A 19,728-nucleotide genomic window follows, 5' to 3' on the forward strand; every position below is an offset into this window, starting at 1 on the left:
GGGGGACAAAACCAACATCCTTGTCGGCATCCGCACAAAGTGCTTGCCAGCATCCGCACAAAGTCGGGGGCGCCCTTTGGTGTCCGGGAAAGCTTTGCGCTTCTTCTCGATCTCTGTCGCTGTGTCGGCGTAGATCATGTCCCGGTAGTCCTCGGTCAGCTCGTCATGGAGGAGCTTCGGTGCATGGGCCAGCAGGTTTCGGTGCTTGTGAACCGTGCAGCGCTGGATCGGCAGAGCCTCGCCCCACAGCGCCACCAGAGCGGCTTCCAATCCGGGGGCGCCGTCAACAATGACGAACTCGGGCCGCTTCAGCCCGCGCGCGTCGAGGTCGTCGAGGAACTGGCGCCAGGCGGAGGTGCTCTCTCCGCCCATGTTCCGGATGGACAACAGCACCTTCTGGCCGTCGCGGCGCACCCCGATCGCGGCCAGAACCGAGATGTTCGTGGCCTTCCGGTCCAGCCGCGTCCGGATCACGGTGCCGTCGAGGATCAGACGCACGATGTCCTCGTCGGCCAGGCTGCGGGCGCACCAGGCATCCCAATCCACCTTCACCTTGCGCCAGGCCCGGCTGACCACATCCTTGCTGACGGCGCCCTCGAACAGCCCGAACAGCGCCCGCTTGACGCGCCGGGTGTTGGTCCCGGAAAGATAGACGGCCGCGATCAGCGCCTCGGCTGTTGACGCGCCGCAGCCAGCAGCGCCTTCCAAGGATTTATGGGAGAACGGATGTGAAGCAGCGTTCCATAACAGTCGAAGGCAACGGCGCGGATTTTGGGGCCGGTCATGTTGTAACCGCCATAGCCGAACCCGACTCCACCTCGTCTAAATGCGCAAATCGGGAACCAGATCTTGGGGTCATGGTCGGGTGAGCAGTCTCAGCAGGATGCGGGCGTCATGATCCTGACCGCCAAAGAACACCGCGAGGAGGCGCAGAATCTTCCGGGCATCATCGACCTCGAAATAGTAGATGGCACGGCCCTTGGTGACATTTCGGACCCCATCGCCGAGGCGGGGACGTAGCGTGCCTTGATGCGGCGCACTGCCAAGATCCTCAATGGTGGCTTCAATCTCTGTAATGCGCCGTTCGGCAAGCTGAAATGCCCCTTCCGCGCTCTCACCGAAATCTTCCGCGGCGGCGACAAGGAAATCGAATATCAGCTCGAGATCAACGTCGACATCCGCAGCCCGAACGACCTCATAGACCACGCTCGCCCCGCTTGCGTGCGATCATGTCCCTGGCGCTCTGCCGGGCCTCATCAAGCGAAATGAAGGGGCCGACGCGACGCCTTTCGAGAAGTTCGCGCAGTGCGCTGGTGGTCTGCGATTCTTCGCGCAGGAGTTCAAGGCCCTGTTGGAGCACGGCACTGAGACTGGAATATCGGCCCTGCGCCACCAGTTCGCGGGCAAAAGCCTCTTGAGATTCGGTCAGGGAAATCGACGCTTTGACGCTCACAGCGAAACCCTCCTATGCTACTGGGTAGTATTCAGCAGTCGGCACTGGTCGTCAATAACAGACTTGGGTTGTGTGGGGGTGGCGAGGAACAAACGAAAACACCACCCGACGCACCTGCTGCAAACCGTTACCGACCTCGAGAGCCGTGGCGTCGGGTTTCGCTCGCTTACTGAGAATGTCGACACGACCAGCATCGCACAGTTCGAACGCGAGCGTATCGTTGAACGGATCAAGGAGGGCCTGGAAGCCGCCTGGAAGCGTGGCCGGATGGGGGGAAGGCCCCCTGCCCTGCCGCCGGCCCAGAAAGCCGGGGTGAAACGGATGTGGGACGTGGAGCGCCGCCCCATCCCCGAGATAGCGGACCTGTTCAAGGTCAGCGTAAGCTGATGCAGGGTTTTGTTCCCGAGGCGGGCTTTGGAGGCCAGCATGGTGAGGAACGAAGAGAAGGGGCGCGAGCAGTGTGATGTCACGGTCACGACCGCGCCTGCTACGGGGAAAAGGCCGCCCTCGATTGCCTGGTCGGGGAGAAGCTGCTGCACTTCACCACGCGTCCCGCGATCATCCGGCCTTCGCTGCCCAACTCCCGTCATTTGTCGCACGTGTACGACGGATGTCCGAGCGGGAGGGGATGCCGAGCCAATCGAAAGGGGTGCATGGAAAAGGCCCCAGTCTGGTCGGGCAGTCTGGTCGGGCAGTCTGGTCGGGCAGTCTGGTCGGCGTTCGGCTGTTGCCCCGATGCCTTTGCCCGTGTTACCCGATTGTGACATCGGGTGAGGACGGAAGCGGAGGGCGGGGAGTTGACCTTGCTGGCGGGCATCTGGGATTGGTTGCGGGCCATCGCCGCGGCGCTGCTGGAGCGGCTGTGGCGGTCGCCCGATGGCAAGAGCGCCGAGGCCCGCCTGAGGGCGCTGCCGCCGCGCCGCCAGGCCGTTCTGGTCGGCTGCGTGCTGCTGCTGCTGTTCGTGACCTCGCTGATCGCGGCCGGGTTCGGCTGGATCGGGATGCTGATCTACTTCCTGGCGGTCATCGTGCTGGTCTATTGAAGCAGCCTGCGAAAAAAGCTGAATCCTTGTGATCCGATTAAAATCCCGTGGCGTAGAAACTGTATCCAGAACAGGAGGACACCATGGATCAGGCACTTGCATTTCTGAACTTCGGTACGTTGGGTTTCGTTGCGGTCATGGCCTTCGTCGGCGCGAGGGTTGCAGAGCGTCGGGCCCGCGAAGGTGGCCCGAAATCGACCCTGTCGCGCGATGGCGCCGCAGAATATCTGGCGCGGGTTCAACGCGCCAACTCCTGAGTTTCTGAATTGTCTTTCTGACGTGGCCGGCGCGGGTTTCCTGCGCCGGTCTTGTTTTTGATTCCCCGCGGCCGCCCTGCACGACCCGAACCAAAGCCCGGCGGCTGCGCGGCCAATGGGCAATGCCCTGCGGTTCTGCCGTGATTTCGGGCAAACAGGACCAAAAAGGGCCCGCGCCAAAAAAAAAGGCCGAGCTGAAAGCTCGGCCACCGAACTGGACGCCCGGCTGGTCGGAGAGCGCCGCGAGGCCGATCTGGACGACATCGCCCTTGCGTCAGGTGCAGCAAGCGACCTGGAAGGCCTGAGACAGGTGGCTGGCCTCTTGCGCGCAGAAAGCCTCGGACCCTCATGATCGCCCCGGCGCGGACTTTGCGGTCATCCGACACCCCCTGCGCGATCTGGCGGCGCTGGTCGACCCTGTGCTTGAGGTAACGCGAAGGTGACTTCGCAGCGGCGGCACGCCGGCTCCGCCGATCACGGGATTGCAGCGATGAAGGCAAACGAACAACGGCGCCACGTCACAGGTGCTTCGCCGCCCACATGGCGGCCTGGGTGCGGTTGGTGACGCCGATCTTGCGGAACGCCATCCGCAGGTGAACCTTGACGGTGGCATCGCTGATCTGAAGCGCATTGGCGATGCTCTTGTTCGAATTGCCGGAACAGAGATGCACGAGGATCGCCAGTTCGCGCCTGGACAGCTGATACACCGGCCGGTCATCGGGCACAGGTCCGGGTGCGGCCGTTTCCCCGTGACATGCCTGGCCGTCGAGGCGTGACGTGGCCTCGCACCGGGTCTGATCGCGGGCGACCCGCTGATCGGCGGGTGTCATCCGGTACCCCCGCTGGGCCAGATACAGCACGCTGAACAGCATGTCGGCGGATTCCGTTTCCGGAATCAATGCCGTCACCATGTCGCCAATCCGCGGCAGAAGCTCATGCATGATCCTTTGCGGACACAGCACAATGATCCGTATCCCCGGGAAGACCTGCGTCAGGCAAAGAACCTGATCTGCGAAATCTCCGCGACCTTCGATGACATGAAGCAGCAGAATGTCCCGCAATTCGACTCTGGTGAGCTTTCTGTACGAATCGTAGATGCCAGAGATTGCAAGCCCACGGGCAATGCAGACCGAAAAAAGAACATTCTGGAAAACCGGGCTACCGGAAACAATCTTCACACTCATCTATTCCGTCCGCCGTTATACCAAATGATAATGCCGGGCAGCCCAGAAACCCGCTTGATGCAGCAGCGGCATTCACAACCACAAAGGCCGATTGCTCGGCACAAGGTATGACTCGAAAAAAGGATGACTTCGCGTATAGCGCAAATAATGGGCGAAACCTGAAAAAATGCAAGACGGGAAGGTTTCCGGGCTTGCCAGGATCACGCCCCTGGACGCCCATGGGACGGGAAGTCATTCCACCTCATGCATTTAATCAAGCGGCCGCCGACCGGGCCCATTCTCGAATCCTGGGATTCCGGGTGAAGCTCGCCCGGGAAAATCAACCCCGGATTGATTTCCTTGTCGTTTCTGTAACAGGCCTTTCCGGCCGGGAGCCCGCCGATTCGGCCCCGTGACATCGCCCGCCCCTGACCATCTGGCTTAACCCTCTTGCGCAATCGACTTCAGCCCGCCGTTTGATAACGTGAGTCCGGATTTGGTCTGTCTTTCTATTTTCCGGGGGGAAATCAGAATGAACTCCATTTTCAGACCCGTTTCGGGAACGGGAGCCGTTTTCTATTGCCATTGCCTGCAACGGACCCTGTCGGAACTTACGGACACGGCGCTTGCATTCCTTGATACGGCTGCCGCCGGGCCTGTGCTGGGCACATTGCCCCCTCGGAGCGGGGGCGAGGCCGGTGCCGTGTTGCCCGCCCCCGCCTTGGCCCCGACCGGTCGCCTGATCGCGCTTTCGGCCGTCCCGCCCGACGGCCACGACCTGGCTCGGCTGGACCGCTATGCACGACGGCCCGACGCGGCCGGCACCGGGGCCCATCATCGGCAGGGCAGCGTGTGGCGCATCTTCCGCGCGGCCTTCGCCAACGGGGTGACGGACGACCTTGCCGTGCTGCTGCGCGACAACGCCAACGATCAGGCGGTGACCGGCTTCTTCTCGTCGATCTGGCCCATCCTGCGGGAGGACGCGCTGCGGGAATGCCATCTGCCCCTGCCCGACAGCGGGTCCGACAGCGGGCCGGACAGCGGGCCCGACTTCGGTGACGAGGCGATGCTCTGGATGATCTCGAACAAGATCGACATCGCGGTGATGGTGATGAACGACAAGGGCCAGATGCTGCGCGCCAACGCAGCGGCCCGCGACATGCTCGAAAGCGGGCATGTGCTCAGGCGCGGCAAGGGCGGCATCCGCGGCGTGGACGAAGGGCAGACACGGTTGCTGCGGCAAACGGTGGCGGCCTGTGCGAAGGCAGGGGCGGCAACGGCAGAAGCCTTCGTGTTTCTGGCAACCGCGACGCCTGGCCTGCGGGTTCCGGTGACGGTTTCGCGCTTCCTGCATGTCGGGGTGCCGACCGATCTGGTGACGGTCATGATGCCCTCGCCGCCCGACAGCCGCCGGGTGGAACGGCTGGCCAAGCGGATGGGGCTGACCCATGCCGAGGCCCGGGTCGCGGCCCTGCTGCAACTGGGCCTGTCGAACAGGGTGGCCGCGGGGATGGCCGGGCTCAAGGAGCAGTCGTTTTCCACCTATGCCAAGCGCGTGCTCAGCAAGCTGAACGTCACGTCACGCGCCGAGATGGCACAGATGCTGACCTGGCAGGCACAAGGCGGGAGGATGCCATGAACGAGATCAACACCAGCGCGGATTTCCGGCCGGGCCAGGCGAAGCCTGCGGCACAGGGGGCAAGGCCCGCAGCCGCGAGGCCCGAGCCCCAGGACCTGCGGGCCCTGATCGCGGCGCTGACCCAGGGCGAGGATGCGCTGGCACGGCGCCGCGATCTGGGAGAGCTGCACAAGCGCCTTGTCGCGATGATGGCCACGCTCAACACCGGGCTGGGCGAGGCACAGGCGGCCAGGGTCCGCGAGGACCGCGCGGAACTGGTGGCCCGGCTCGACCAGATCGAACGCGCGGTCAACAGCATGGATGGCGCATTGCGGATCGAACTGGAGCCGATGCTGCGCGGCCTGGTTCAGGAGGCGGTCGGCAATGCAACCGCGCGGCCATCGGGCGGCCTTTTCCGCGACATGCGTCTGTGGATCATCATTGCGGGCGCAATTGCCGTCGGGGCCGTTTTCTCGAATGGCATCCGGGGTGCCGCGATGGTTGCCATGACGGGTATGGGGCTGTCGGCCCCGGAATCTTTCCTGAAACCATCCCCGGAAGGGGGCATTGCCGACGGGGCGAACCTGATGAAGTGAAAAAATCCAACAGGCGAATTGCGCCTCGCGGTGGCCCGCACGGCCAATGCAACAGGATCGGAAACGGCGTGCCGCGTGGCAAGCCCCATCCGGCGCTTCAGATGGAGGAATTGGAATGTCTGGCTCTTATGACGAATGGGTCGAGGTGGTCGTCCCGGAATGTATTGTCGATCTTTCCAAGGCAACCGGCGGCAACAACCAGGTGACGGGGACCGGCACCGTCGGCGATGATGCCGTGGACCTGCGCCTGCGCGGCTCGCCCGACAACTACAACGGCGATGCGGGCGATGACTTCATCGTCGGCAACAATGACAACAACGCGCTCAATGGCGAAGACGGCTGCGACACCATCTATGGCATGGGCGGCAGCGACGCCATCACCGGCGGCGCGGGCGACGACACCCTTTACGGCGATGACGGCCACGGCAGCAACCCCGAAGGCAATGACTGCATCGACGGGGGTGACGGCAATGACTTCATCGTCGGCGAAGGCGGGTCCGACGGGCTGGACGGCGGCACCGGCGACGACGTGATCTATGGCGACTATGCGCCCGACCAGCCCGACGAAGGCAACAGCGGCAATGACGGGATCATCGGGGGCGAGGGCAGCGACACCATCTACGGCGGCGCGGGCAACGACACCATCCTCGGCGATGACGGCGACGACTATTCGCTCGATGACGGCCATGACAAGATCTGGGCCGGCGAGGGCGACGACATCGTGGCCGGCGAGGGCGGCAACGACTGCATCTGGGGCGAGGGCGGCAACGACCTGCTCTATGGCAACGAAGGCGATGACGCCATCGACGGCGGCGACGGCGACGACAGCATCTCGGGCGGTCTTGGCTACGACTACATCGTGGGCGGCGACGGCAACGACGAGATCTTCGGCGACATCCGCCAGGGCAGGGCCACCGATCTCGACATCGGGTCCGACACCTGGAACGGCGGTTCGCAATACAGCTTCTCGGGGTCGTCGGACACCATCTTCGGCGGCAACGGCGACGACTTCATCGACGGCGGCGCCGCTGCCGACCTGCTGTTCGGGGAGGCGGGCGAAGACCGCATCTTCGCCGGACGCGGCAACGACTATGTCGATGGCGGCGCGGAAGACGACTCGATCATGGGCGACGCCGGCCGCGACAACCTGCGGGGCGGGTCGGGCGACGACTGGATCCGCGGCGGCGCCGGTGCCGACACCATCTACGGCGACCGCGGCCTGGACGGCCCTGTCGCCCGGTCGGTGGTGGACAACGACACCTGCATCGACCACAGCGGCGTGCCGGATGCCGATGATGGCCCCGACGGCTGCGACCTGCTGCTGGGCGGCGACGGCAACGACGCGATCTACGGCGAAGGCGGCAATGACGAGATCTATGGCGGCAACGGCAATGACCGGCTGGAAGGCCAGCTTGGCGACGATCTGGTCAACGGCGATGACGGCAACGACAACATGTGGGGTGGTGAAGGCAACGACACCATGTATGGCGGCAACGGCAACGACCGGATGCGCGGCGACACCGGCGATGACGCGATGAGCGGCGACGCCGGGAACGACACCATGTGGGGTGGCGAAGGCAACGACACCATGTCCGGCGGCGACGGCCACGACCTGATGTATGGCGGCAACGGCAACGACCTGATGTATGGCGATGCCGGGGACGACACCATGCATGGCGACGCCGGCGACGACACCATGTACGGCAATGACGGCAACGATGTCATGTACGGCGCTGACGGCAACGACTGGATGTCGGGCGGCAACGGCAATGACGGGATGTCCGGCGGGACCGGCGACGACGTGATGAGCGGCGACGACGGCAACGACTGGATGGGCGGCGATGACGGCAACGACGCGATGTCGGGCGGCAACGGCGACGACAACATGTATGGCGGCAACGGCGACGACGTGCTGAACGGCGATGCGGGCGACGACGATGTGAACGGCGGGGCCGGCAACGACATCCTGAACGGCGGCGACGATGACGACTTCCTCTGGGGCGGCGAAGGCGACGACGTTCTGACCGGCGGCAATGGCAAGGACGTGTTCGAGGTTCACCTGACCTGGGACGGCGTTTCCTTCACCTCGACCGACGGGTCCGACACGGCGACCGACTTCGACATGGACCAGGATGCCGACGTGCTGACCTTCGTCATCCACGACCTGACGAACGGGGCGGATGATACCGCGCTTTTCAATGCGCTGAACGCGGCGACGACGGTGGTCGACAATGCTGTCGACACCTCGATCACCGTGGGCGGCGCGGCGATCACCCTGGTCGGGGTGCACGGGAACCATCCGTTCAACTTCAACTCGCTCGAGGCGATCAACGACTTCAGCGACGGCAACTACCTCTACGAGGCGGTTGACATCGTCATCGTCTGATCGGTTCCACGGCACGGATGTGCCCGGCCTTCGCGGGTCGGGCACATTCCAGCCCTGGCTCGATGAAGGAAAGATTGGTCCCCCGGCCGGTTCGTACCGACTCGAGCCGGGGCGCCGTCGTGATGGATTGTTGCAGTCGCTGTCCGGGGGGATGCACGCAGATGAAGACCAGAACCGTCTTTGATGGCCAGCGCGGCCTGATCGCCTCGATCTTCATCGCAAGCATGTTCGTCAATCTCCTGATCCTGACGGCGCCTCTGTACATGTTGCAGTTGTTTTCGCGGGTGATGACATCGGGAAGCATTCCCACCCTGATTGCCCTGACCGTCGGGGCCGTGCTGGCCCTGCTGTTCTTTTTCGCCTTCGACCTGATCCGCCAGCGGCTGGCGGCGCGGCTTGGCACCCGGCTGGAAACCGCGCTCGGCGCGCGGGTGCTGGAAGGGCTGGTCGATGACGTGCCGACCCGCGAAGCGGTGGGCGCCCAGCCGGTGCGCGACCTGCAGGAGGTGCGGGCCTTTGCCAGCGGCCCCTTCTTCATCGCCCTGCTCGATGCACCCTGGTCGCTGGTGTTCGTTGCGGTGATCTACCTGTTCCACCCGGTGCTCGGCATGATCGCGCTGGGGGGGGTGCTGCTGCTGTTTCTGATCGGCGTGATGACCGAGGCGTTCGGGCGCAGCCCGAACCGGTCGGCCGCCGACGCCGCCCAGAAGGCCAACCGCGCCGCGGAAGAGATCCTGCGCAATGCCGACATCGTCCGTGCCATGGGGCAGACGCCTGCCATGGTCGATCGCTGGCAGGTGCATTCCTTCGGGTCGATGGTGTTCGGCACGATGGCCACCGACCGGGTCGCGTTTCTCGGGGCGCTGGCCAAGCTGGTGCGCATGGGCCTGCAGATCGCGATCCTCGGGGTCGGCGTGCTGCTGGTGCTGCGCGACGAGCTGACCCCCGGGCTGATGATGGCCGCCTCGATCCTGCTGGGGCGGGCCGCGGCCCCGGTGGAGCAGTCGATTTCCGGCTGGCGGGCGCTGATGTCGGTGCGCCTGTCGATCCAGCGGCTGAACACGCTGCTGGCGCGGCAGGAAACCCGGCAGGCCCTGCTGGAACTGCCCGAACCGCTGGGGCACCTGACGGTCGAGGAGGCGACCGTGCTGATGGCCGACCACCAGAACCCGATCGTGTTCGGGGTCAGCTTCGATCTGCAGCCCGGCGCATCGCTGGGCATCATCGGGCCAAGCGGCGCGGGCAAGACCACGCTGGCGCGCGCGCTGGTCGGCCTGCAGCCCCTGTCGCGCGGCCATGTCCGGATCGACGACGCCGCCCTGCCCGACTGGCCCGCCGACCAGATCGGCCGCTATGTCGGCTTCCTGCCGCAGCGGGTCGAGCTGTTCAACGGCACCGTGGCCGAGAACATCGCCATGATGGATGCCGAAGCGGCACCCTCGGCCATCGTCGAGGCGGCCCGGCGCGCCGAGGTGCATGACCTGATCCTGACCCTGCCCAACGGCTACAACACGCCGGTCGGGGTGCTGGGCGAACGCCTGTCGGCGGGCCAGCGGCAGCGCATCGGGCTGGCGCGGGCCTTCTTCGGCAACCGGCGGCTGATCGTGCTGGACGAGCCCAACGCCAACCTCGACCCCGAGGGCGAAGAGGCGCTGGCCCGCGCCGTGGCCAACGCCACCGCCCGCGGCGCCGTGGTGATCGTGGTGACCCACCGGATGAGCATCCTGCGCCGCGTCAGTCACGCCGCGGTCATGGAGGGCGGCCGGATGATCCGCTTCGGCCCGGCGCGCGAGATCCTCGACGCCACCCTGCACCCGGTCGCCCAGCAGAGGGTGACCCCCGGCAAGGTCACCCTTCTGCGGCGACAGGGGGCTGCAGGGGCGGGCTTTTCCTCGGTTCGGAAAGGGGCTGGACAATGACCACGCATGCGCTGGCACGCGCCAGGCCGACGGCGCCGGGGCTGGTGGACAGGATGCCGTCGCAGCAGCTCCGGCTTGCGCCCCCCGTCCGGGTCGGGGGCACGATGGTCTGGCTGACGATCCTGGGCCTCGGGCTGGTGGCGGTGATGGTCTTCTGGACGACGATGGCCGCGATGCAGAGCGCGGTCGTGGCCTCGGGCCAGTTCCGCGTGGTGGGGGACCGTCTGGTGGTGCAGCATCTGGAGGGCGGCATCCTGCGGCGCATAGAGGCCCGCGAAGGCGACGTGGTGCAGCAGGGCGACGTGCTGATCGAGCTCGACGATACCCGCGCCCAGGCCTCGCTGGGCATCCTGCAGAACCAGCTGATGGCGGCGCTGGCAACCCGGGCCCGCCTTCAGGCCGAATTCGACGAGCGCGGCAGGATCGTCCCGTCAGAGGAACTTCAGGCGATGATCGCCGCGCATCCGGCCTCGGGCGACGTGTTGCGCTCGCAACTGGACGTGTTCCAGGCGAACCTGCGGCTGTCGCAGGGGCTGGTGCAGATTCTCGAAGACCGGATCAGCCAGTTGCGCCAGCAGCTTTCGGGCACCGAGCACCGGCTGCGGGCGCAGGCAAACCAGCTGGCGCTGCTGCAGGATGAACTGGCCGGAAAGAAGACCCTGTTCGAACAGGGCCTGATCACCAAGAGCCAGTTTCTGGAACTGCGCCGCGACGAGGCTGCCCTGACAGGTGACATTCTGGTGACGCAGACCCAGATGCAGACCGTCTATCAGCAGATCGCCGAGATCGAGGCCCGGCAGTTGCAGGTGCGCCGCGACCGGCTGAAAGAGATCACGCAGGATCGCCAGGCGGTGAACGAAACCATCGACGACCTGCGCCAGCGCATCCAGGCCGCAAGCGACATTGCCGAGCGGCTGACCATCCGCGCGCCGCAATCGGGCCGGGTGGTCGGGCTGCGGGTCAACACCGTGGGCGGGGTGATCGAGGGCGGGCAGGACCTGATGGAGATCGTGCCGCGCGATGCGGGCCACGTGATCGAGGTCCAGGTCCGGCCGCAGGACATCAACCAGGTGGTTCAGGGCGGCGCCGCGCGGGTCCGGCTTTCGGCCTACAATTTCCGCACCACGCCGACCGTGGATGGCGAGGTGACGCATGTCTCGGCCGACAGCTTCACCGATCCCAAGAGCGGCCGGCCCTACTTCAAGGTCGATGTCCGCATCCTGCCGGGCCAGCTCGAGGCGCTGGATCACGTCGAGGCCGTGCCGGGGATGCCCGCGCAGGTGATGATTGCCACCGGCGAGCAGACGATGGCCGACTATCTGCTGGGCCCGATCCTTGGCGGGTTCGAAGTGGCGCTCAGCGAAAGCGAGTGACCGGCACGGCCGGCCGCATTTCGAGGCCGCAAGACCCGCATATCTGTCGTATGGCGTTTGTTGACCGTTCCATGCCATCGCGCTCTCCCGGAAAGGCGGCCTGCGCAAAGCGGCCCGGTCGCCCTGAATGCGCGGGAGCGTCCTTGCCCCCATGGCCGGGTGATCGGCGCAAGCCCGGCCGGGCGGCCGTGTCCCGTCGGCCCGGGGCACGGCCGGCACGGGTCCGGTCATGCCCCGCGACCTGCCGGGCCCATGGCCCCGAGATCGGGCGCCGCGATGAGGATCGCGCGGGCCGACACCGGCACGATACCCGCCGGGATCATCGCCGGGGGCGCCCATCCCCGCCGACCGGCTGCATCTCTTTGCCGCAGTCATTTTTCGGGTGCGGGGTGCGATATCCGACCGCGCCAGCCTTGGCAATGAGCTCTGCGGCAGATGCACCCCGACTTCAGCGTTGAGGTCGCACTTGCCCTTGCGCCAAGGCTGCGCGCCCAGAAACCGGAGACTTTCCGGCTTCGCGTCCCTGTCCGAAAACATGAGCCCGGGAGAAGCCGGCTCTTCCCGGTGCCCCCTGGACGGCAAGCCGCCCGAGCGGGCGGGGCCCGCGGTTGCGAATGCTTCGGGGGCCGGGGTCTCGGGTCGTCCTCCATGCGAACGCGGAGCATCGATGATGCCGCTCTGGCAACGGAAGCCATGGGGGCGTAACCTGGAGCCATCAGCCTTCGGCCAAACCGGCAGGTTTCAGGGGGGTGACGGCATGGCAGCGGGAGGCGGCGGCGGCTGATGAGGGCGGGAACCTGGGGACTTGCGGCGTTTCTGGTCCTGTCCGGAACGGTCTGTGCTGCCAGGGACCTGCTGATCCTGACGTCCTACGTGCGGATTTCGCGGAGAATGGGCGCTGATTTCGCGCGATCGTGGGCACGCGTTTCGCGCCATTCTGGGCAGTCATTTCACGGGATCGTGGGCAGGCTGGCCGACGCTTTCATGGAGTCAGGCTTGAACGATTTGGTCAAGCTTTTTTGTGACGGCGGAGCGCCTGCGCAGGCTTTCACCTGAGAGGGTGAGGCGGTGTGCGTTGTGAACGAGGCGGTCGAGGATGGCATCTGCGAGCGTTGGGTCGCCGATGGCTTCGTGCCACTGGTCAACGGGGAGTTGGCTTGTGACGATGGTGGAAGCGCGGCCGTGGCGGTCTTCGAGGATTTCCAGCAGGTCACGGCGCTCCGGGGCGGTGAGGACGGCGAGGCCCCAATCGTCAATGATCAGCACATCCATGCGGGCGATGGTTTTGAGGATGCGTTCATGGCGGCCATCGCCACGGGCCAGAGCAAGGGCCTCGAACATGCGCGGCGCACGTTGATAGAGGACGGGCCGCCCATCCCGGCACGCCTTGTGGCCAAGGGCGCAGGCGATCCAGCTTTTGCCCAAACCGGTCGGCCCGGTTATCAGCAGGTTCTCGTGCCGGGCGATCCAGCCGCCATCGGCAAGATGCGCCATGACACTGCGGTCAAGACCACGTGGGCTGCGCAGGTCCAGATCCTCGACGCTGGCATCTTGGCGCAGAGCCGCAAACTTGAGCCGGGAGGCCAGTTTCTTGGTGTCGCGCTCTGCAGCCTCGCGGTTAACCAGCAGGCCGAGACGCTCTTCGAACGAGAGGGCGTCGAAGGCGGTTGACCTGCGTTGTTCTTCGAGCGCCGATGCAATGCCGGTCAGGCCGAGCGCCAACAGTCGGTCGTGGGTGGGATGGGTCAGCATTTTAGTCCTTTCTCAATGGTAATAGCTGCCGCCACGAATGTTGGCGTGCTGGAGGGGGGCGACCTCTTCGGAGCCTTCCAGGAAGGCGCGATCGAGGCCGGTCTTGAGGATCGAACGAATGGAGGTGACGGTGCGGGCCCGGATGGTCACACCCCGCTGGCAGGCCGCATCAACGCGCTCCGGCCCATAGGTTTTGACCAAGGCCAGCACACCCAGGCAGGTGCGGAACCCCTGTTCAGGATGGGGGCGGTCAGCCATCACCATCTCGCAAAAGGCGGCGACGGCGGGGCCGGTCTTGGTTGCCTGCGCCAGCATTCTGGCCGGGGTCCATTCGGCAAAGCGACGATGGGCCGATGGCATATGGTCGGCCACGGTGACATGGCTGCGCCGCCCCGGGGTGCGCACGTGGCTCGCAACCCTCTGACCACGATGGAATATCTCGACCGTCTGGCCGCTTGTGCGAACATCGACCTCTTGTTTGATCAGCGCGAAGGGCACGGAATACCATGAGCTGTCGACCTCAACGTGATAGTCGGGTGCCACGCGGGCGCGCTTCCAGCGGGCGAAGACATAAGGTTCGGGCGGTAGGGGCTGAAGATTGGGCCGATCCAAAGTGGCAAACAGATCGGCGCGGCTGGCGCCATAGCCGCGCATCACGCGCATGTTCAACTCGTCCAGCAGCCGCCGGATCGCCACGTTCAACTCGGCCAATGAGAAGAACCGGTGGTTCCGCAGCCGCGCCAGAATCCAGCGTTGTGCCACTTGGACAGCCACTTCCACCTTCGCCTTGTCCCGGGGTTTGCGCGGCCGGGCGGGCAGAACGGCGGTGCCATAATGCGCCGCCATCTCGGCATAGGTCCGGTTCAGCCCCGGATCAAACCGGTCTGCCTTGATCACGGCGGACTTCAGATTGTCCGGAACCACCGCCTTTGGCACGCCGCCCAGAAAGGCGAACATCCGGATATGCGCGAGGATCCAATCTTCCAACCCCTCCGATGCCACCGCCTCGGCATAGGTGTGATTCGATGCCCCCATTGCCGCCACGAACAGCTTCATGGCCCGCGCTTCGCCGGTCGTGGGGTCGATCACGTCGATGGTGTCGCCGGCAAAGTCAACGAACACCTTCTCGCCGCCCACATGTGTCTGGCGCATCGTCGGGCGCACCCGACCCTTCCAAGCCTCGTAATGCGTGCAAAACCAAGTATAGGCAAAACCCCCGGGGTGCGCGGCACGGTATTCTTCCCAGAGCAGCATCCGCGTCACCCCAGGGCGGCGCAACTCGCGGTCAATCTCCGCCCAGTCGGGCACAAGCCGCTCCGCGTCCGGCACCGTGGGCGGGGCTGGAAACAAAAGAAGTTCAAGGCTGTCGTCATCGATCCCCTCCGGCAAGGGCCACGTGAGCCCGGCATGACGCGCCCGTTGGGTGTAGCTTCCGACGCTCCCCTTGCTCAGACCGAGGGAAGCGGCAATGGACCGCTCGCTCAGGCCTTGCCCAAGCTTCAATCGCAAAACATCTCGTATCCGGCGCATGTTCAATCGTCCTGTCGGCATCAAGCCACCCCTTCATTCCTGAAGGCGCAACTATCCTCAATTTGCCGACCAGACCTGCCCGCGATCCCGCGAAATCAGTGCCCAGCTTCACGCGAAATGACTGCCCATGATCCCGTGAAATCGATGCCCACCATCAAGCGAAACACGCATCCTACGAGGCCGAGGTGATCGCCCCGGTGCTGGAGGCGTTCGGGGCACACCACCCCGACATCGCGATCCGCCATCTGAACAAGAACACCAACGCCGCCGTTTCCGAACTCGTCTCGGGCAATGATCGCCGCTTCGATCTGTTCTGGGCCTCCGCGCCAGAGGCTTTCGAGGTGTTGAGACAGGCCGGGAGCCTGCTCGGCAAGGGGCCGGACAGCCACGTGGATTTTGCCTATTCGGCCGTCGGGTGGACATGGCGCACGCCGTTTCCCGGCAGGCCGCCGCAAGACTGGAATGACCTTCTCGCACCCGAGCTTGCCGGCCGGATCGGCATGTCGCATCCCATGCAGTCGGGAACGACCCACAGCCTGATCGAAACGATCCTGCAGGACCGCGGCTGGGAGGCGGGCTGGGCCTGGCTGCTGGAACTGGCGGGGCAGCTCAACACGATCTCGGCCCGCAGCTTCGGCGTGCTGGAGGGCGTGGATCACGGGCGGTTCGACATCGGGCTGACGATCGACTTCCTCGCGCTGAAGCGCAGCAATGCCGGACTGGTCTTCCGCTATGGCCGGCCGATCATCATCATTCCGGCAAGGATTGCGGTGCTGGAAGGGGGGCAAAGCGCCGATGCCGCGCAGACCTTCATAGACTTTCTGCTGTCACCCGAGGGGCAGCGCCTGCTGCTCCGGCCCGATATCCGCCGGATTCCGGTGCTTCCCGAGATCAGGGCGGAGCTGGCCGAGACCTTGCTTCCCGAGGTCCGTGCCGCGCTGCAGTTCAGCTGGTCGCGTTACGATCCGGGGCTCGCCAGCCGGCGTTACGAGGCGGTGAACCAGTTGTTCGAAAGCTTCGTCGCCCGCGACTTCCTGCGCCGCCGCGACCTGTGGCGCCGCTGGCACGGCCTGCCGCAGGATGCGCCCGACCGGGCTGCCTTGCGGACGATCCTGACGCACATGCCGGTCAGCGAACATCAGGCCCGCAGCGCGGTCCTTGACCGGGATACGCTCATCCGCTGGTCCCGGGCCTCGTCGGATCTGCTGGACCGGGCGGAAGCCGGCATGGCCGAATGAGGAAGCCGGTGTCCATCCGGGCCAGGCTGACGCTGGCGCTGCTGGTGATCGTGTGCATCGCCACCGTGCTGGTGCTGGCCGGCATGTATGTCGTGCTGCGCGCGGAGCGGGATTTCAGGTTCCTGGCCGAGGACAGGATTCCCCGGGTCGCGCTTGCAGGCGAGCTGGCGGAGTTCACCGGCGATCTTGCCGCTGTTTCGGCAACCATCGTTGCCAGCCCTGACAGCGACCCCGCAGACCTGTCCCGCCGGGTGGACGCGGCAGCGGCAGGGATTGCCGGCGTTCTCAATGCCTCGGTGCTCCGCATGGCCCCCGAGGGCGAGGATCTGGCGCGTGCCGAGACCGCTCTTCGGCGGGCACTGGCCGGTTTCAACCAGACCGGCGCCAGGCTTGGCATCCTCGAGCAACGGGTGCGGGCGGCCAACCAGCAACTGCGCTGGACCCATGGCGACGTGCAGGATCAGGCTGGCGCGCTGTTGCTGGATCTTTCCTTCAACATGGACGCGGCCCTGGGCGTGCTGGTCGAAGACCCGGATCCGGCGCGGCGGGCCGCCGCCGAAGGCGGGCTGAAGCGCGACCGGCTGGCCCGTGACCGCCTTGCCCGCCTTGCATCCGAGACGGCGACCCTGACGGCGCTCCTGCTGCAGGCCCGCGGAGCGGAGGGGCTCGACGCACTGGACGAGGTGCGGGAACTGGGCCACGACACGATGGATGCCATAGCGCTGCTGCGCATGGGCCTGCCGGAACGGACCGACATCATCCTGTTCATGGAGAGTGTGGACCGGCTGATCGCCCTGGCACAGGAACCGGAGGGTGTCTTCGCACAGATGCGCGACCAGATCACCCTGCGGACAGAGGCGGTGGGCCATCTTGCCGTGGCGCAGGAAGCCCTGTCCGAGATGCAGGCGCAGCTCAGCACGCTGGGGCGCCGTGAACGGGTGGACGCGCAGGCTGCCGCAGACGATGCCGCCGGTGCCGTGCTTGCGGGCGCGATCTGGCTGTCGGCGCTGGCGCTCCTCGGGGCCGCGGCGTGCGCGGCCATCCTGCTTGCCTATGTGCGCAACCGCATCCTTCGGCGGCTGGAGCAGCTTGCGGCGGACCTGACACGCATTGCAGAGGGCGACCAGACGGCCTCGGTGCTGGTGAAGGGCCGCGACGAGATTGCCGACATGGGGCGCGCTGTCGAAGTCTTCCGGGCCTCGGCGGCGCAGCTTCAGGCCGCACACCGCGACCTCTCCGCCGAAGTGGCCGAGCGGCAGCGCGCGGTGGAGCGTCTGGAACGCACGCAGCGGGAACTGGTGCAGGCCGGAAAGATGGCCGCGCTCGGCCAGATGTCGGCGGCGATCAGCCATGAGATAAACCAGCCGCTTGCCACGATGCGGCACCGTCTGCACAACCTGCGTCTGGCCTGTCCGCAAGCGGCGGATTCCATCTCGCGGATCGAGGCGACGGTGGAGCGTATCACCGCCACCATCGGCCACCTGCGCCGCATCGCGCGCCGGTCGGATCATCGCCACGTCCGCGTAATGCTGGCCGAGCCGCTGGAGGCGGCCCTCGCGCTGCTTGAACACCGGCTGCATCAGGGGGGCGTTGCGGTGGAGCGTGCAGGGGAGCTTGCGGCCGTGGCGGTGGAAGGCGACGAAATCCTGCTGGAACAGGTTCTGCTGAACATCTTCGGCAATGCGCTGGACGCGATTGCCGAAACGGGGCGCGGCAGGGGCACCATCCGCATCGCGCTGGAACAGCACGCCGATGTCCTGCTGCGCATAACGGATGACGGGGTGGGCCTTCGCGGTCAGGCTCCCGCCGACCTGGTCGATCCGTTCCACACGACCAAGGAGGTGGGGAAAGGTCTCGGTCTGGGCCTGTCCATCGCGTTCAACGTGATGCAGGACATGGGCGGCCATCTGGAGATCAGGCCCGCAGCGCAGGGAGCGGAGGTGCGGCTGCGTCTGCGGCGCTGGCAAGCCGGGGAGAGGCTGGCGAATGGCTGAAAGACCGACGGTCATGCTGGTGGAAGACGATGCCGATCTGGCGCAGGCCACGGCCGAGACGCTTGATCGCGCAGGCTTCGCGGTCGAGGCACATGCCTCGGCCGCACCCGCGCTGGCGGCCCTGACGGCCGACTGGCCGGGCGTGATCCTTTCCGATGTGCGGATGCCCGGCATGTCCGGGCTGGATCTGCTGGACCGCGTCCAGACAATCGCGCCGGGCGTGCCGTTCGTCGTCATCACGGGCCACGGAGACGTTGCGGGGGCGATACGGGCGATGCGCGCGGGGGCGCATGACTTTCTCGAGAAGCCCTGCGATCCGGATCTGCTGATCGACGTGCTGCGCCGCGCTGTCGAGATGCGCCGGCTGCAACTGGAAAATGCGGAGCTGCGCAACCGGCTGGCAAGTTCGGTGCTGCCGACCGACAGGCTGCTTGGGCGTTCCGCCCCGATGGCCGACCTGCGGCGGCGGGTGGCGGCCCTGGCCGCGCTGCGGGTCGACCTGCTGATCTCGGGCGAATCCGGCACCGGGAAGGAACTGGTCGCGCGTTGCCTGCACGACATGTCGGGGCGGCGGCTCGGGCCGTTCGTCGCGCTGAACTGCGGTGCGCTGACCGAAGCGGACGTTGACCGCGCGCTTTTCGGGGTGGCGGGCGAGTATCCGGGCCGCATCGCGGCGGCCGAGGGCGGCACGCTTTACCTCGATGAACTGGAATCGATGCCCGACGCCCTTCAGGTCCGGCTGCTGCGGGTGCTGGAGGCGCGGGAGATCGCCCCGCTGGGCGGCGCGGCGCGGGCGGTCGATCTGCGCATCCTCGGCAGCGTGAAGGCCGATCCGGCGGTGCTGATCGCCGAAGGGCGGCTGCGTGCCGACCTCTTCCACCGCTTCAATGCGGGCGCCCTGAAGCTCCCTCCCCTGCGCGAGCGCGAGGGCGATGCCGTGCTGCTGATCGAGCATTTCGCGGCCGAGGCCGCCGCCCGGCACAACCTGCCGAAGCCCGCGCTGGACGCGACACTCCGCCGACAGGCCGAATATCATGGCTGGCCGGGCAACGTCCGCGAGGCACGGAACATGGCCGAGCGGCTGGTGATCGGCCTGGAGCCCACCTTTGCGCCTGCGGGCCGGGCAGCCCTGGCCGTGGAAGACTACGACACCGCCATGGAGGCATTCGAGAATCGCCTGCTGCAAGCTGCCCTGTTGCAGACCGGCGGACGAAAGACCGAGGCTGCGGGCCTTCTGGGCATCCCCCGCAAGCGGCTCTATCTGCGTCTTCGTTACCACGGGCTGGCATGATGGGTCATGTCCGACCCGGGAGGCGTGTCAGATATGACCCAAAAAATGCCTTGAAAACAAATGCTTGATAAAATTATCGACCCTGCGCACAGTTTTTGCGCGCCATGAGGACACC

Annotated in this window: 17 protein-coding genes and 1 pseudogene; 12 read left to right on the top strand and 6 right to left on the bottom strand. The window is 66.0% G+C overall.

Annotated features, from left to right (window positions below; translation table 11 throughout):
* Window positions 1–87 precede the first annotated feature (87 nt).
* The 3 genes and pseudogenes from RNZ50_00180 to RNZ50_00190 form a co-directional block, all read right to left on the bottom strand.
* Window positions 88–675 (bottom strand): annotated as a pseudogene (locus RNZ50_00180) (transposase).
* A 180-nt stretch (window positions 676–855) separates the two neighbouring features.
* Window positions 856–1,206, bottom strand: a complete 351-nt coding sequence (locus tag RNZ50_00185) for a type II toxin-antitoxin system RelE/ParE family toxin (protein ID MDT8853471.1) — start codon at window positions 1,204–1,206, stop codon at window positions 856–858.
* Entirely contained in the window at window positions 1,196–1,453 is a 258-nt protein-coding gene (locus RNZ50_00190) for a type II toxin-antitoxin system ParD family antitoxin (GenBank protein ID MDT8853472.1), read from the bottom strand. The genes RNZ50_00185 and RNZ50_00190 overlap by 11 nt, the downstream gene beginning before the upstream one ends.
* Before the next feature lie 78 nt (window positions 1,454–1,531).
* Here RNZ50_00190 and RNZ50_00195 point away from each other — a divergent pair, with 78 nt between their 5' ends.
* The 4 genes from RNZ50_00195 to RNZ50_00210 all read left to right on the top strand — a co-directional run bounded on the left by RNZ50_00195 (window position 1,532) and on the right by RNZ50_00210 (window position 3,105).
* Complete coding sequence (locus RNZ50_00195) at window positions 1,532–1,840, top strand: recombinase family protein (protein MDT8853473.1); 309 nt, start codon at window positions 1,532–1,534, stop codon at window positions 1,838–1,840.
* A 410-nt stretch (window positions 1,841–2,250) separates the two neighbouring features.
* On the top strand, window positions 2,251–2,496 hold the full coding sequence (locus tag RNZ50_00200) for a hypothetical protein (protein MDT8853474.1): 246 nt from the start codon (window positions 2,251–2,253) through the stop codon (window positions 2,494–2,496).
* A gap of 83 nt (window positions 2,497–2,579) precedes the next feature.
* Window positions 2,580–2,753, top strand: coding sequence for a hypothetical protein (locus tag RNZ50_00205; protein MDT8853475.1), 174 nt, complete (start codon window positions 2,580–2,582; stop codon window positions 2,751–2,753).
* A 115-nt stretch (window positions 2,754–2,868) separates the two neighbouring features.
* Window positions 2,869–3,105 carry a hypothetical protein gene (locus tag RNZ50_00210; protein ID MDT8853476.1) on the top strand — a complete coding sequence of 79 codons (237 nt, stop codon included), beginning with the start codon at window positions 2,869–2,871 and terminating at the stop codon, window positions 3,103–3,105.
* Window positions 3,106–3,271: 166 nt separating this feature from the next.
* Here RNZ50_00210 and RNZ50_00215 read toward each other — a convergent pair whose 3' ends face one another.
* Window positions 3,272–3,937, bottom strand: a complete 666-nt coding sequence (locus tag RNZ50_00215) for a LuxR C-terminal-related transcriptional regulator (GenBank protein MDT8853477.1) — start codon at window positions 3,935–3,937, stop codon at window positions 3,272–3,274.
* Window positions 3,938–4,619: 682 nt separating this feature from the next.
* On the opposite strand from RNZ50_00215, the gene RNZ50_00220 reads away from it, so the two are divergent.
* From RNZ50_00220 to RNZ50_00240, 5 genes are all read left to right on the top strand, one after another.
* Entirely contained in the window at window positions 4,620–5,555 is a 936-nt protein-coding gene (locus RNZ50_00220; protein MDT8853478.1) for a LuxR C-terminal-related transcriptional regulator, read from the top strand.
* Window positions 5,552–6,130: a hypothetical protein gene (locus RNZ50_00225; GenBank protein ID MDT8853479.1), complete on the top strand. Its 579-nt coding sequence runs from the start codon at window positions 5,552–5,554 to the stop codon at window positions 6,128–6,130. Before RNZ50_00220 ends, RNZ50_00225 begins: the two co-directional genes overlap by 4 nt.
* A gap of 115 nt (window positions 6,131–6,245) precedes the next feature.
* Window positions 6,246–8,516, top strand: coding sequence for a calcium-binding protein (locus RNZ50_00230; protein MDT8853480.1), 2,271 nt, complete (start codon window positions 6,246–6,248; stop codon window positions 8,514–8,516).
* Between the two features lie 161 nt (window positions 8,517–8,677).
* Window positions 8,678–10,435, top strand: coding sequence for a type I secretion system permease/ATPase (locus RNZ50_00235; protein ID MDT8853481.1), 1,758 nt, complete (start codon window positions 8,678–8,680; stop codon window positions 10,433–10,435).
* Window positions 10,432–11,808 carry an HlyD family type I secretion periplasmic adaptor subunit gene (locus RNZ50_00240; protein MDT8853482.1) on the top strand — a complete coding sequence of 459 codons (1,377 nt, stop codon included), beginning with the start codon at window positions 10,432–10,434 and terminating at the stop codon, window positions 11,806–11,808. Before RNZ50_00235 ends, RNZ50_00240 begins: the two co-directional genes overlap by 4 nt.
* 990 nt (window positions 11,809–12,798) lie before the next feature.
* Here RNZ50_00240 and istB read toward each other — a convergent pair.
* Window positions 12,799–13,560: an IS21-like element helper ATPase IstB gene (gene istB / locus RNZ50_00245; protein MDT8853483.1), complete on the bottom strand. Its 762-nt coding sequence runs from the start codon at window positions 13,558–13,560 to the stop codon at window positions 12,799–12,801.
* Between the two features lie 12 nt (window positions 13,561–13,572).
* Window positions 13,573–15,111, bottom strand: a complete 1,539-nt coding sequence (istA, locus tag RNZ50_00250) for an IS21 family transposase (GenBank protein MDT8853484.1) — start codon at window positions 15,109–15,111, stop codon at window positions 13,573–13,575.
* A 164-nt stretch (window positions 15,112–15,275) separates the two neighbouring features.
* Between istA and RNZ50_00255 the strand changes: the two genes are divergently transcribed.
* Genes RNZ50_00255 through RNZ50_00265 form a run of 3 tightly spaced genes read left to right on the top strand, consistent with a single transcriptional unit; the run spans window position 15,276 to window position 19,613 of the window.
* Window positions 15,276–16,328, top strand: a complete 1,053-nt coding sequence (locus RNZ50_00255; GenBank protein ID MDT8853485.1) for a substrate-binding domain-containing protein — start codon at window positions 15,276–15,278, stop codon at window positions 16,326–16,328.
* 8 nt (window positions 16,329–16,336) lie between these two features.
* Window positions 16,337–18,322 carry an ATP-binding protein gene (locus RNZ50_00260; GenBank protein MDT8853486.1) on the top strand — a complete coding sequence of 662 codons (1,986 nt, stop codon included), beginning with the start codon at window positions 16,337–16,339 and terminating at the stop codon, window positions 18,320–18,322.
* Window positions 18,315–19,613, top strand: a complete 1,299-nt coding sequence (locus RNZ50_00265) for a sigma-54 dependent transcriptional regulator (protein ID MDT8853487.1) — start codon at window positions 18,315–18,317, stop codon at window positions 19,611–19,613. Before RNZ50_00260 ends, RNZ50_00265 begins: the two co-directional genes overlap by 8 nt.
* Window positions 19,614–19,728 lie beyond the last annotated feature (115 nt).

The organism is Paracoccaceae bacterium Fryx2 (genome assembly GCA_032334235.1).
Lineage (GTDB): Bacteria > Pseudomonadota > Alphaproteobacteria > Rhodobacterales > Rhodobacteraceae > JAVSGI01.